We start from the raw sequence: 14,561 nt of genomic DNA, 5'->3' as shown, positions 1-14,561 counted from the left end.
TGCCGGGCTCTGATCCTTCACGATCCTCCGGCGATGCCGCGCGGCCGTGCTGTTCCGTGGGAAGATGGCGGGCTGCTGATGCGGGGAGTGTGTGCGATGGGTGAGGTGCCGGCGTTTGACTCGATGGGTTTCCGCCGCATCGTCGCGGAACTGAGGCGATCCGACGAGTTCAGCGGCAACCAGATCAGTCTCAACTGGAGGACGGGTTGAGATGGTGTCCTCCTTTCTGAGAGATGTCTTTGGTGGCACCGCTCTCCAGAGCGGTGTCTTCACTCCAACACAATCTGGTCACACATGCGATCGACGTTGAGCCCGGGGCGCTCGCACGCGCCTCCGGCTCAACGCCACTCGGAGAACAGTCCGCTCGGAGAAAGAAGGAGAAAGCCCATGAAGAGCATCATCCACCCGCGAGTCGTCGTCGCGCTGCTCCCCGCAATGCTCGCCGCGCTCACCTTCGGAGGAACCGCCATGGCCGACATCACCAAGGTCTATGTGACACCGGAGTACGCTGAGGCCAACTTCGCCGACGGCACGCGCCAGCTCGGCATCTTCACGCCCGTGCTGACGGTGACGCCGCTGCCCGCGCCGGGGGGATCAGGTGATGAACAGCCGAACTCGGTGACTTTTTCGACTGGATATATCTTTCCAGGTTCTCTCAATGGAGCATTCTTTGGGAACAACCTTGACGGCTTCCCGCCGCCGCCGATCGCATCTCCGGGACTTTACCTTGATGGAGGGCTGAAGATTGAGAACGTCATCCTGAATGCCGCTGGTAGTTTTCGAATGCCCGGCTATGACCCTGAGTTTGGGATCGTCAATCCTGTGACCATTTCGCATGGTGTGAGCTTTGACCTTGAGTCATTCAACGAAGGAGAGTATGCCTATCTTGGTTACTGCCGCTCCGATCGGCGTCAGTTCGGGTATGTGCAATACGCATACATTGCGCCCGACAACTGGCGCTTGATCGGGTACGCGTATGGCGGCATCGACGAGCCGGTGACGGTCACGAACCTTGTGCCCGTGCCCCCAGCCGCTTTGGGGTTGCTGAGTGCTGCGCTCCTCACTCGATCCCGGCGCAGCGACAAGGAGTAGTGGGCATGGCGACATGGACATGGGGTGGAATCATCTCCTGCAATCGTCAAGGCAACCAACTCACCGTTGAGTTGCAGGTTGACGGACTCGGTTTCCTGCCTGCCGTCTCGCCCTCATCTGTCGATCCTCAGAAGGTGCGCGGCGTCGATACATGGCGAAGGAGCGAGCAGAACCTGCCACCGTTGTACCTGGTTAGATCCACATCAGCGGAGAACCGCCTTCTCGCCACGCGCATCCTGTCGATTACCGGCACGAGTTCTTCATGCATCGTTCGTATCCTGCTTCGCTTCAGTCCTTCGCGCCTTCTTTCGATCAACAGCGAGTCCACGCAGCCGCCCTCGGGAGCCGCGCCCGTTATGCTGGGCGGCTTCGCAGCGGGCTTCCTGATACTCAAGCAGGGCGGCAACTCCGAATCCTCGCCCGCGCTGAGCACCTCTCCCTTCCCCATCGACATCACGAGCATCGTCGCCGCTGCGGGCATCGGTCGCTTGCCCAGGTGGGACCAGTCGACCGGCTCGCCGCCTTTGGACCTCATGTGCAACGCGATCGCCGAGCGTGTCGAGCGGGCGCCGCCGGATGATGACCTGAACATCGATCCCCCGGTCGCCATCTCCGGCTGGTCCAACCTCAGCGTGACGGGCGGAGACCTCGCTGCCGACAGCGGGCAGGAGCCCAAACTCTCCGTCCCGGCGGATCAGGGTCTCCCGCTGCTCCTCTTCAACTCCAGCATCCTCAAACGCACCGGCAACACCAACGTCGCGGGGAACGCCTGTGCTGTCGGCGTCGTCTTCAGGGCCGATGCGGGCAGTTCCGCCGCGACACAGCACCTGATCGGACGCTGGAGCGGCCAGTCGGGAACCGACAACGCCACGACCTGGCAGTGGCGGCTGGCCTACGACCGCACTTCCGGCTCGACCCAGACCCACACCCTCAAGGCCCAGTTCGCCTCGGCGGGCATCCCGCCCTCAACCTCGTCGCTCTCGGCCGACGTGGCCGCCCCGACATCCAACACCATGCTCATCTATCGCGTCACGACCGGCACATCGCCGGTTGCGGAGTTGTGGGTGAACGGCGCACGCGTCGCGGACCAGAACGTCTTCCTGCCGGACTACAACACCGGAGGCAGGAATCTCCTCACCGTCGGTGCGCGGCTCAACGGCAGTGATGCGATCGCCGACCCATTCGCGGGGAGCATCGACGGTTGCTTCGTCTGGACCGACCGCATGAGCGACGCCACGCTCTCGCTCGTCATGCACGAGATGGGGCGTCACGCCGGGATCCCGCTCGGCCCGCCTATCCCGTCCAATATCACGCAGGCCTACGGACAGGATAACCCCACGGCCAACCGCCGCCTCCAGCGCTGGCCCGTCGCCATGATCAATCTGCTCGGTGCTTCGAGTTCCGGCAACCCGATGTCGCAGCGCAACCCGTGGTTCAACGCAAGCAGCAGCGCGCCGGAAGCCGCGGAGTTCCTGCGGACGGAGATTCGGCGCGTGCTCGCGGGCTGCCGCGACTTCGAGATCCTCTTCAATCGGCCTTCCGGCCAGTATAACGACGACTTCATCTCCATCGGCGTCTTCGGCGATGTGGACGGGCTGAGCGGCGTCAAGATCATCAAGGACTACCAGTGGGAAGCGCTCGAAACCGTCTACGACGAGTTCGGGCTGTCAGACCACAACAACCGCGACGGCGTATGCGCCCCCGGCTCGGCGGCATACGCCCATCGAGCGTGGTTCTACACGGGCAGCACGGCGATCAGCGACGACGGCGAGCCGCTCCAGAACGGACGGTCCGGGTCGCGCATCGTCGCCCCCTGCTCGGCCGAGTTCTACAAAGCCGAGTATCTTGATCGGTGGTCCGACAAGGACACACGGTTCAGATGCCTGTTCGTGGACTCTGCGATCAAGTGGCAACAGAAGTGGGTCGAGGTGATCCACACGAGTTCGGTCAGGAGCAACTACACGCTGGTTGGTGAGTCGATCCCAAGTGGGACCGATGCTCGCAACGCGGCTCCGTGGTTCTCTCTTGTGGGCATCAGCGGCGCGCCGTGGTGGAAGAACTTCTTCCGTAACAACGGTTACAACATGCAGTGGTCCGCCGGCGACTGGGACTCGACGCCGATCTACGTCGGGATCACGCCCAGCGCCAACAACGCGCCAGGCGCGACGCTCAACCTCGAGAACGTGAACGTCGGCGATGGCCGCGAGCAGGATAACCTGCGCTTCGAGGACATCTACCGCTTTGTCGACAAGGGCGTGGCCCCTGTCGCGTGGGGCGGCCAATACCAGAAGATCGGGGCTGCATGGATGTACGGCGCACGCCGCATCCCCGTCGGCCGCTACCCCATGATGTCCCCCCGCATCAGCCGAATCTGCCGGTAGCATCGCTCGGGCGCGGCCCACAGGCCGTTCGGGATCACACAAGCCACCGCTCTGGAGAGCGGTGCCACCCGATCCAAGCCACCGCTTCGGAGAGCGGTGCCACCCGATCCAAGCCACCGCTCCGGAGAGCGGTGCCACCCGATCCAAGCCACCGCTCCGGAGAGCGGTGCCACCCAATCACCCACCGCAGGGCGGCCTTCCGCCCCGCTTCTCTTTGTGCTCTTACCCTTCCAACGAAGCACCCGCCCCCGGCAGAAGCACTTCCATCGCTGCTGAAAGGACGTTCCCCATGGCCAAGCCAACCACACCAACCGGCGAGTCATGGTCCAAGCCCCAGGCCAGACGCAAGCCCCCGAAACTCCTGCGGCTCGCCCTCTTCATCGGGCTCCCCCTCCTCCTCCTCATCGTCGTCGGCATCGCCCTCATCCCCACCATCGCCTCTTCGCTCGCGCCGGGCATCATCTCCTCCGCCGCGTCCGACTCTCTCGACGGCTCCGCCTCCGTCTCGAAGGTCCGGCTCACCTGGACCGGCCCCCAGACCATCGAGTCGCTGATCGTCAAAGACAACACCGATCGCGAGATCCTCCGCGCCGACCTCCGCGCTTCGACCTCGCTCCTCTCGCTCGTCTTCGGCTCACGCAGCATCGGCGACATCCGCCTCTCAGGGAGCGCGCTCGTCGTCCGCGACAAGAGCGGCAACATCAACCTCGCCCAGCTCATCGGCGCCGACACCAAGAAGCCCGGCACAAGTGGCTCATCCGGAAGCCGCCCATCCCCCACCCCCCCCTCCACGACCCCCACCACCAACACCGAGCCGACGCGCCTGCCCAGGTCGCTCGCAGCGAAACTCGTCATCGACGAGCTCTCGGTCACCTACGTCGATGAGTCACGCGCCGGCACGCCCGGCGGGGCGATCGGCGTCTGGTCCATCCGGGGCAACGCCGACTTCGCCGTCGGCAAGCCGCTCGACCTCACGCTCAACGCCGACTTCGCCCACGGCGCATCCGCCGTTGCCGCCCTCCGCGACGGCGGCACGCTCGCCATCAAGGGCTCGATCAAGAACCTCAGCGCATCCGACGGCGAACTCACCATCCCCGACGCCTCCGGCGATGTCTCCATCGCCCTGCGCAACATCAGCACCATCGGGCTCGACGCCCTGCTCAACCAGAACGGCAACCTGACCGACGCGCTGGGCAAGCGCATCGCCCTCGAACTCAAGGCCAGCGGCTCCGCCAACGACGGCGGAATCACCCTCACCGCCGCATCCGACGCGGTCAACGCCGATCTCGCCCTCGCGCTCAAGAACAACGTGCTCTCCCTCACGCGCCGCGGCACCATCGAAGCCCGCTCCGCCCGCCTCGTCGCGCTCGCACCCGACATCCGCGCCCAACTCTCCAGCGAGCAGACCATGCTCGTGCAGTCGTGGCCCGACATCACCGCCACGCTCGACGCCCTCTCCATCCGGATCCCCAAGGGCTCCGCACCGCTCGACCTTCGCAAGGGCGCGATCGCCCTCACCATCGCGACCACCGAAACCGCCGGCAAGGTCGCGATCCCCGGCCCCGACGGCGCGAGCATCATCAGCCCCTTCTCCGTCGCGCCCGCCAGCATCGCCCTCAACGCCCCCGACCTCGCCCAGTCCATCTCCATCAAAGGCGGCACATCCGCCACCATCGGCGCCAACCCCGCCGGATCGCTCTCGATCGACACCACGATCTCCGGCCTGCTCGACGCCAAGGGCTCCCCCGTCGCCGGGCTCCCCGCCTCGATCGCCTCCGCCATCGACATCAAGGACTTCGCCACCGCCATCATCGAGCCGCTCGTCACGAACCCGAAGATCCGGCTCGCCGACGACATCGGCCCCTCCCTGAGCGCACGCATCGTCGCGAACTCGGCATCGTCGCCCGGACAGAAACTCCCGAGCGCGGACGCCGCCATCACGATCGACGCCAAGAACATCACCTCCCGCGCATCTCTGCGCCTCTCGGACAACGTGCTCGTCGCCGGACCCGACGGGCTCACGCTCACCGTTGTCTCCGCCGGCCCGCTGCTGGAGCGATTCCTCAGCAACGCGGGACTCGCGATCAACCGCGGCGCGGGAATCGACGCCTCCATCACCGGGCTCCGCGCCGATCTCTCCCGACTCGCGCCAACGCCGAGCGCGTCCCCCTCCCCCACCACCCCCGCTTCCACTTCACCCGACCTCCGCGCCCTCGCCGCCACGCTCACCGTCACCGTCGGCCAGACACAGGGAAGCATGAAACTCCCCGGCGAGCCGCAGCGCACCCCCTTCACGCTCCAGCCCTTCACGCTCCTCGTTGACGCTTCCAACCTGGCGAAGGCCGCACGCATCACCGCGAGCGGCAGCGCGTTCATGGCCGGCTCACCCGCCGGCACGCTCCGCGCCGAACTCGAAGCATCCATCCTCGACGCGAACGGCGCCCCGATCACCGGCATCCCCGACAACCTGAGCGGCACCTTCACGCTCCGCAACGCCTCGACCAAGGCGCTCCAGCCGCTCGCGTCGGCAACGGGCCTCATCCTCGCCGAGGACATCGGCGAAACACTCAACATCGAAGGATGGGCCAAGCCATCGACGCTCGCGGGGCGCACCGATGTCTCGCTCGGCATCAACGCACAGAAACTGCAACTCGCAGCCCAGCTCGATCTATCCCCCACAGAGATCCGCACCCGCGAGCAGGGCATCAAACTCACAGCGCAGGATCTCGGACGCATCCTCGCACGCCTCGCCCCGGCCGATCAGGCGTCGTTCACGCCCACGGGCATCGCCCAGATCCTCGTGCAGAACGTCTCCATCCCGCTCGACAAACAGACCGGATCGCCCCGCCTCGACAAGGCCGGCGCCCAACTCACCATCACCACGTCGGACCTCCGCGCCACGCTCAAGTCCGCAGAGGGCGCGGCACAGCCCTTCGCGCTCGACTCATCACGCCTCGCGCTCGCCCTCACGCCCGGCGGCCCGCCCACGCTCGACCTCCAGAGCCGCATGAGCATCGGCGACAAGCCCTCCGTCGCGTCCGGCTCGCTCACATTCAACAACCTCTTCAACCCCGACGGCTCGATCAACGCCACGGGCGTGCGACCCGAGGGACGCATCGAACTCGCCGACGTCCCCACCGTCCTCGCCTCGCTCGCCGGAAAGGATCTCGCCTCACTCGTCACCGAGGCGCTCGGACAGACCGTGAGCGCACAACTCGCCGCAACCCCCGAAGCCGCCAACACGGCCATCCGCGCCACCATCAACGCATCGAGCGGCACCACGCTCACCTCCACCGCGACACTCAAGCCCGATGAGATCGCCGTCGGAGCCGTGAACGCCCGGGCGAGCGTCTCGCCGCGCCTGCTCGCAACGCTCGCGAAAGACAACCCCTCCGTGCCGCGCCTCGCCTCCCCCGCCTCCTTCGATGTCGCGCTCGAACCGTTCGCCCTCCCGCTGCGAGGCGCCGCGCTCGACCAGACCAAGCTCGCGGGCAAGCGCGTCAAGGCCAGCGTCACGGGCAACGCCTCCTTCGCGGACTTCGTCATCACGAGCAGCGAGCCGAACACGCCGCCCCGTCGCACCGGACCCATCAACCTCTCCAACATCCGCCTCGTGGCGGATGCGCCGCTCGCCGCACTCGCGCCCGCGCCCGAGACCAGCAAGCCCGAACGCGCAACGGTCTCTCTCAACGCCTCGCTCGCGCAGCCGCAGGGCGAACCGATCGGCGCGATCGTCGCCAACGCAGACGTCGGGCTCCGCGGCCCGACGCCCGCCGGCCCCGCATCCGCCAGCGCACGCGTCGAGAACTTCTCCTCCGCGTTCGTGGACCGTTTCCTCGCCACGCCCGACATGCTCGCCGGCTCGCTCGGCGCACGCTTCCAGGCCGCCGCGACCGCCAACTTCGCCCAGTTCCCGAGCGGCGAAGACCTCAAGAACCTCGGCGTCAACGTCCGCATGTCCAGCGAGCGCGTCACGTTCTCCGATGTCGCGACCATCCGCCTCCGCCCCGACCGGCTCGAACTCGCCAAGCCCGTCACCATCGACTGGAAGCCCTCGCCCGCCTGGGCCACGCGCTACATGCTCGGGCAGACGCCCGACACACCCTCCGACGCGCCGAGCATCCGCTTCACCGAAGGCCCGCCCGTCACGATCGCGCTCACATCCCTCGCCATCGCCATGGGCGACAACGAAGCAACCGGCAAACCCATCGGGCCGATGCTCCCCGGTGTCTTCGCCCTCGACGCCTCCGTCGGCATCGCCAACGCCGCGCTCGCCATGGCCGATGGCAACAAGATCACGCTCAAAGACATCAACGCTAGTGTCGCCCGCGTGCCCGACGATCCGGGCGCGATCGCCTTCAAACTCCGCACGCTCCCCGTCGGCGCGAGCGCTGCGGGCGCAAAGCCCGTCACCTTCGACGGCACAATCACCAAACTCGCCGACGCCGCCGGGAACATCACGCCCGATGCCGCCGAACTCACCGCAAAGGGCAACATCGCCGGGCTTCCGACCGCGCTCGTCGATGCGATCGCCGACCAGGACGGGCGCCTCGTCGAGTTCCTCGGACCCATCGTCAACATGGATCTCGACGCCGACCGCCTCAACAAACGCGCAGGACGCCTCGCCGCAACGCTCAACGCCGACCACGCCAACGCCGTCGTGCGCGGCACCATCCGAGACGGCCTCTTCATCGCCGACGGCTCCACCGGCGCACAAGTCCGAATCATCACCCCCGCCCTCGGCCACTCGCTCACCGAGGGCGTGCCGCTCGTCGGCTCGCTCGAGAAGCGCGCCACCGATGCACCCGCAACGCTCACAACGGCACGCCTCGAAGTCCCCACCACCACCGAGAAACCCGAAGACCTCCGCCGCCTCAACGGAGACCTCACGCTCGATCTCGGCGATGTCCGCTTCGAGACCGGCGGCTCCTTCCAATCCGTGCTCAAGACCGTCGGACAGCGAGACCGAGGCACCGTCGGCAGACGCCTCCAGCCCCTCCGCGTCAAGATCACCAACGGCGTCGTTTCCTACGACCGCTTCGTGGTGCCGCTCGGAGAGTTCAACATCGATACCGAAGGAACCTACGACCTCGTGACCAAGCGCGTCGACTTCCTCACCTGGATCCCCGCCGGCGCGCTCGCCGATGAAGCCGCAGGACTCTTCAACACCGGCCTCGGCGGGCTGCTGGGCGGCTCCGTGAAACCCATCGAACGCCTCACCATGCTCCCCTGGCGCACCAGCGGCACCGTCGGCGGCAAACTCGACACCAAGCCCGACCTCCAGCTCTTCATCAAGACCACAGGCCAGAATCTCATCAAAGAGCCCGGCAAACTCATCGAAGGCGGACTCCAGGACCTGCTCAAGAACCTCCCCGGATCGAATCGACCCGGAGGAGGCGGGGGCGGCTGATCAACCCCCCACTCTCCCACAACACCCCCGATCCGCCCCACGCCCCTATCCTGTCGCCCAATGGTCGAACCCGCCCACAGACTCCCGACCGACACCGACGACGGAATGGTCCTCATCATCAGCGGACCCTCCGGCGCGGGAAAGACCACCATCACCCGCGGCGTCGAACGCGGCATCCCCGGCTCTGTCTTCAGCGTCTCCGCCACCACACGCCAGAGAACCGACGCCGATGTCGAGGGCGTCGATTACCGCTTCGTCACCGACGATGAGTTCGAGACCATGAAATCACGCGGCGAGTTCCTCGAGACCGCCGGCGTCTACGGCAAGAAATACGGCACACCCAAGGCCTGGGTCCTCGAACAGATCAAACGCGGACGCCTCGTCATCCTTGAGATCGACGTCCAGGGTGCCATCAGCGTCAAACACCAGATCCACGACGCCTTCGCCGTCTACATCCTCCCGCCCAGCGAGAACTCGCTCCTCGAGCGCCTCCGCAGCCGCAAACGCGAGTCCGAAGAGATCATCCAACGCCGCTACGAGCAGGGTCGCGCCGAGATCGAGCAGGCCCGTACAAGCGGGATCTACAACGCCTTCATCGTGAACGACGTGCTCGAAGACTCGATCAAGCAGGCAATCAAGCTTGTGAACGACGAACGGGCGCGACGCCAACGCGCGTGATATTCCACAAGCCCCGATGCAGACAACAAAGCGGCCCGGGATGGAACTCCCGGGCCGTCGCGATGCGATGACAAGATGCTCTGGCAATCGGATTGACGTGTCGCTCACGCGCTCGCCGTCGCGTCGGCCGGGCCATCCGTCGGGCAGAAGTACATGAACTCCTCCTGCACGACCTTCCCCTTCTCGACGGTGTAGACGCCGACCTCGGACATGCTGAACCGCTGGCCGCTCGCGTTGTTGGTCACGTCGAGCGTGTACTTCACGGCAAAGCCCGTCGCGCCGACGTAAGGCCCCTCGAACTGCACGCCGTGGATCTCGTGCTGAGACATCCACTCGTCGCACTTCTGCTTGACCGCCTTGACACCCTTCCATCCCTGGCCGGAACCCTCGATCGACATGAACTTCGACGAGAAGTGCGCCGACCACAGCTCGCTATCCGGCTTGCCGGACCGCAGGTGCGCCATCGTCGCCGCCGCGATCTCAGCAACCGGCTTCCCCTTGCCCGAAGAGATCGGCCTCGGGTTCTTCGGTTGCTTTGCGCCCTTGGATTTGCCGCCCTTCTTCGCCTTCGCGCCGGAGCCCTTCTTCGCGGACTCCTTCTTGGCCTTGCCGGATGCCTTCCCCGGCTTCTTGTTCTTCTTCGCCATGGACGATTACTCCTTCGATCGTTCGTGTGTCGTGGTCCCGTCGCTCCGCCGCCCGGAATGGTCAGACCCTCCCCGCTCACAATCCACTACCGAAGCCAGCGGGTGGTGTGGAAGATAGGGGCGCGAACACCCCGAAACCCACATGCAGAGTCATACCAAGAAGCCGCTCGCGAATCGACACTTTCTTATGTGAATCCTGCACGCCGTCTCGTGACCACAAGCCCAAACAATGCGCTCAAGATCCTTCAAAATAAGCACTTGCATCACGAGATCGTCAGCGTCGGCACCCGCGTCCCCCGGCGCATCTCCGCGATCGCGATCTCCTGCTCCACGCGCGTCGCCAGCTCCTCCAGCGCATCCATCAGCACCCGACCCACCACACCGGCGTCGAAGTTCTTCAAGGGCTCGCCCCTGTCCGAGTTCGCACGCAGTGCCATGTTGATCGGCACCGCACCCAGGAACGGCAGCCCAAGACGCTGCGCCATCACCTGCGCCCCGCCCCGCCCGAAGATGTCGTACTCCTTCCCATCATCGCCGATGAACCACGACATGTTCTCGACAACGCCCAGCACATCGATCCCCAGCTGTTGGAACATCCGGGCCGCACGCACCGCGTCGTCCTGCGCCACCTTCTGAGGCGTGCACACCACCACCGCGCCCGACAGCCGCAGCGTCTGCGCCAGCGTCAGCGACACATCCCCCGTCCCCGGCGGCAAGTCGATAACGAGATAATCCAGCTCGCCCCAGCTCGTCTGCTCCGTCAACTGCTTGAACGCGCCGTGCGCCATCGGCCCGCGCCAGATCAGCGGCTTCTCCGCATCCACCAGCTTCCCGAGCGTGATCGCCTTCACGCCATGCACCAGGAACGGCTGCAACATCCCCTGCATCACCACCTGCTCCATCGCGCCCAGCCCGAGCAGCGTCGGCAACGATGGACCATAGATATCCCCATCAAGAATCCCCACAGCGTGCCCGCGTCGCGCCAGCGCAACCGCGAGATTCACCGCGATCGTCGACTTGCCGACCCCACCCTTCCCCGCGCCGACCGCGATCACGTTCCGCACGCCCGGCAAGCCGCTCGCCGTGTCCTGCGGATGCTGAGCACGCGAAGCCCCACTCTGAGATCCAGTCTGCGAACCCGTCGGCGCAGGCGCCTGTCCCAATCCGCCGATCGGCCGATGCCCCTCCGTCGCCCCTCCCGCCGGCACACCCGCCGGCACACCCGCCGGCACACCCGCCCCGAACCGCGACGTGTGCACCACGCTCCCGGCCGAGTCGACATACTCGACGATCAGCGATTGAAGCCCAACGCCCGCCGCCCGCGCGTGCGCCGAGACCGCCGCGCCGATCCGCCCCGCCAGCGGCTCGCGCTCCGCCACACCCGGATCATTCAACTTCAGACTCACAAACGACTCACAGACCGAGACCCACTCCAGCAACCCCGACTGCTCGATCGTTCCCCTCCCCGCACCAACCGGAACGGGTCCGAGAACCGCACGAACTGAATCCTTTGTCATGGACATGGGGCCTTCTCCAGAGAACCTTCCGGGCTCAGCGCAAGCCCGGCGACACAACAACGCCACTTCCGGTCGATGGTAGGAATGTGCAATGCACGCCCGGCCTGAGCGTTGAGCATCGCGGAGACGCAAGCCCAACCCTGGGCACCACGCTCCCGAACAGACGCCCCGCACGAACACACAGGAGCCCCCTCATGAGCAACCGACGAGTCATCACCGCAATCTGGCTCGCTGCCGCCTGCGGCCTCGCCCTCCCCGCCCACGCCCAGCAACAGCAAGGCCGGCGCGCCCCCGAAGCCGCTCGACCCGATCAACCACACGTCCTCGAAGGACCGCGCGCCGATCGGCCGAAGCCCCCGGGCGTCGGCGGCGATTTCGGTGGCGCCGAGCGCATGGGCAAAGACCGCATCGCCCGACGCCCCGCGCCGATGCGCTCGTTCTTCAGCGCGATCCAGGTCCTCGACCGCGAGGACACGCCCGACGCGCTCCGCCTCTCCGAACAGCAGCACGAACAGATCGAATCCATCATGAGCGAGCAACGCCGGCAGATGCGCGCTCAGGCCGAATCACAGATGCGCGAGCGTGCGCCAAACGCGCAAGGCCGCGGCCCCGGAGACCGACCCGCCCAAGAGCCCGGCCCCCGCGCCCAGCGCAACGGGCCGCCCGCTGGCGAGCGACCGGCCAACGCCGAAGGCGAACGCCGCCAACGCCCGCAACCCGGTCCCCAGGCCGGCCGCGAGGGAGCCCCAGACCGACGCGCCGAGGGTGAGCCCACAGGCCCGCCCCAGCAGCGTCCCGCTCGCCCCGGTCGCCCCGCGGCTGATGGCCCCGATGGCCCGCGTCCCGCACCCGCCCGGGCGCCCAACCCGGAACTCGAGCAGCGCGTCAGAGCCCAGGCCGATGAGATGCAGACCCGCCTCTGGTCCGTCCTCAACGACGCTCAGCGTGTCATGGTCCAGCAGGAACTCGATCGCATCGAGGCCGAGGGCATGGATGCCGATCTCGACCGGCGCGTCGAGCAATACCTCAACAAGCGCCGCGAGGGCACCAAGCAGGGCGGACCCGCCCCCGTGCAAGGAGGCCCGGGCGCACGCATGAGCCCCGAAGCCCGCGAGGAGATGGCCCGTCGCCTCAGCGAGATGTCGCCCGAAGAGCGACGCGAAGCGGTCGAGAAGATGCGCACCAGAATGGAACGCGAGCGCACACGAGGCGAGCCCAAGCCCCCGCCCTCCGTCGACAACCTCCGCGACCCCGAGTGAGCGCGTCGCACGCGCCGCCCGCGTGCGTACTTTCACTGACATCCGACCTTGCTGGAGACCAGCCGCCGACACCCCTGTGTGTCGGCGGCTTTGCTGTCAAAGCGCACAAACTCTCCCGAGAGCGCAAGAGCGACGCGATTTGTGAAGAAACATGGCCGTTTCCGCGCAGGACTTGCACGAATCGCCTTTGTCTTGCGGATCCCGGTTCGCTCTCTCGCGTGTGAGGAAGCAACCCCCGATCGACGCGCCGAACCGCGCACAACCCGCCACGTAAAGATCATCGGACGCGTCAAAGTCAAGCGGCATTGTGGAAAAGACCGGAAAGTAGACGGAAAAGTTGCAACAAATGTGTGTAGCGATTCTGATAGTGGCCCGATAAGCAGAATGTTGTTCAAACAGGATCTCTCTCTCCTCCAGCGGGGCGCTGTCGAATAGATGGCGCCCTGCTTCTTTCTCAGCAAACGCCAATCGCCCCCGATCCACGCACAGCCGCTCGCCCGGTGCGTACAAATGCCTCTCTGCGAGCACAGAGACCGGAGCGGCCCATGGAATGGAATGATCGTTCGATCCTGGTCACGGGCGCAGCCGGCTTCATCGGCTCACACGTCTGCCGCGCCCTGCTCGCTCGCAACGCACGGGTCGTCGGCATCGACAACCTCGACCCCTTCTACGACCCCGCGATCAAAGAGCGCGCCGACGAGCGCACCCGTGCCCAACACCCCCACACCTACTCCTCCGTCCGGGCCGACATCAACGACACACCCCGCATCCAATCCCTCCTCAACGAGCACCGCGTCGAGGGGATCATCCACCTCGCCGCCAAGGCCGGCGTCCGCCCAAGCATCGAAGACCCCATCGGCTACGCACACGCCAACGTGACCGGCACCGCGAGCGTGCTGCACGCCGCGTCCCGCGCCGGCTGCGCCCGCGTCATCATCGCCTCGAGCAGCTCGGTCTACGGGAACAACACCAAGGTCCCCTTCGCCGAAGACGACCCGGTCGAGAACCCCATCAGCCCCTACGCCGCGACCAAACGCGCCTGCGAACTCCTCGGCTACTCCCACCACCGTCTCACCGGTACACCCATCGCCATGCTCCGCTTCTTCACGGTCTACGGCCCCGATCAGCGGCCCGATCTGGCCATCTCCAAGTTCATGAAACTCCTCCGCGCCGGAAAGCCCATCCCGATGTTCGGCAACGGCAACACCAGCCGCGACTACACCTTCATCGACGACATCGTCTCCGGCGTCCTCGCCTCCTACCAGCGCATCGACACGCACGGCTACCGCATCTGGAACCTCGGCGGCAACGCCCCCGTCACGCTCAACCACCTCATCGCCTCCATCGGGCGCGTCGCCGGCACCGAGCCCGCCATCGAGCATCGCCCGCCCCAGCCCGGCGATGTCGAACGCACCTGGGCAGACCTCACCCGCAGCGCAACCGAACTCGGATACGGTCCGAGAACCACCCTCGAATCCGGCCTGCGCGCCCAGTGGGAAGCCCTCTCCCAAACCGACAGATAACCCCATCCGCCGCCCATTTCAGCATCCTTGAAGACCGTTTCGCCGGATTCTCTG

9 protein-coding genes are annotated in these 14,561 nt (G+C 66.3%); 7 read left to right on the top strand and 2 right to left on the bottom strand.

The window, feature by feature from the left end; translation table 11 throughout:
- The first annotated feature begins 33 nt into the window (after positions 1–33).
- The 5 genes from KF838_13265 to gmk all read left to right on the top strand — a co-directional run bounded on the left by KF838_13265 (position 34) and on the right by gmk (position 9,561).
- Complete coding sequence (locus KF838_13265; protein ID QYK47748.1) at positions 34–210, top strand: hypothetical protein; 177 nt, start codon at positions 34–36, stop codon at positions 208–210.
- Positions 211–387: 177 nt separating this feature from the next.
- Positions 388–1,092 carry a hypothetical protein gene (locus KF838_13260; protein QYK47747.1) on the top strand — a complete coding sequence of 235 codons (705 nt, stop codon included), beginning with the start codon at positions 388–390 and terminating at the stop codon, positions 1,090–1,092.
- Positions 1,093–1,097: 5 nt separating this feature from the next.
- On the top strand, positions 1,098–3,473 hold the full coding sequence (locus KF838_13255; GenBank protein QYK47746.1) for a hypothetical protein: 2,376 nt from the start codon (positions 1,098–1,100) through the stop codon (positions 3,471–3,473).
- 289 nt (positions 3,474–3,762) lie between these two features.
- Positions 3,763–8,883: a hypothetical protein gene (locus KF838_13250; GenBank protein QYK47745.1), complete on the top strand. Its 5,121-nt coding sequence runs from the start codon at positions 3,763–3,765 to the stop codon at positions 8,881–8,883.
- Between the two features lie 60 nt (positions 8,884–8,943).
- On the top strand, positions 8,944–9,561 hold the full coding sequence (gmk, locus tag KF838_13245; GenBank protein ID QYK47744.1) for a guanylate kinase: 618 nt from the start codon (positions 8,944–8,946) through the stop codon (positions 9,559–9,561).
- A 104-nt stretch (positions 9,562–9,665) separates the two neighbouring features.
- Here gmk and KF838_13240 read toward each other — a convergent pair whose 3' ends face one another.
- Together KF838_13240 and KF838_13235 are read right to left on the bottom strand one after the other, a co-directional pair.
- Positions 9,666–10,208, bottom strand: coding sequence for a nuclear transport factor 2 family protein (locus KF838_13240; GenBank protein QYK47743.1), 543 nt, complete (start codon positions 10,206–10,208; stop codon positions 9,666–9,668).
- 263 nt (positions 10,209–10,471) lie between these two features.
- Positions 10,472–11,725: an Mrp/NBP35 family ATP-binding protein gene (locus KF838_13235; GenBank protein ID QYK49840.1), complete on the bottom strand. Its 1,254-nt coding sequence runs from the start codon at positions 11,723–11,725 to the stop codon at positions 10,472–10,474.
- Positions 11,726–11,919: 194 nt separating this feature from the next.
- On the opposite strand from KF838_13235, the gene KF838_13230 reads away from it, so the two are divergent.
- Both KF838_13230 and KF838_13225 read left to right on the top strand, forming a co-directional pair.
- Entirely contained in the window at positions 11,920–12,984 is a 1,065-nt protein-coding gene (locus KF838_13230) for a hypothetical protein (GenBank protein ID QYK47742.1), read from the top strand.
- A 545-nt stretch (positions 12,985–13,529) separates the two neighbouring features.
- Positions 13,530–14,507: a GDP-mannose 4,6-dehydratase gene (locus KF838_13225; GenBank protein QYK47741.1), complete on the top strand. Its 978-nt coding sequence runs from the start codon at positions 13,530–13,532 to the stop codon at positions 14,505–14,507.
- Positions 14,508–14,561 lie beyond the last annotated feature (54 nt).

The organism is Phycisphaeraceae bacterium, from assembly GCA_019454185.1.
Taxonomy (GTDB): Bacteria; Planctomycetota; Phycisphaerae; order Phycisphaerales; family UBA1924; genus JAHBWV01.
This window is presented reverse-complemented; position numbering and strand designations above follow the sequence as displayed.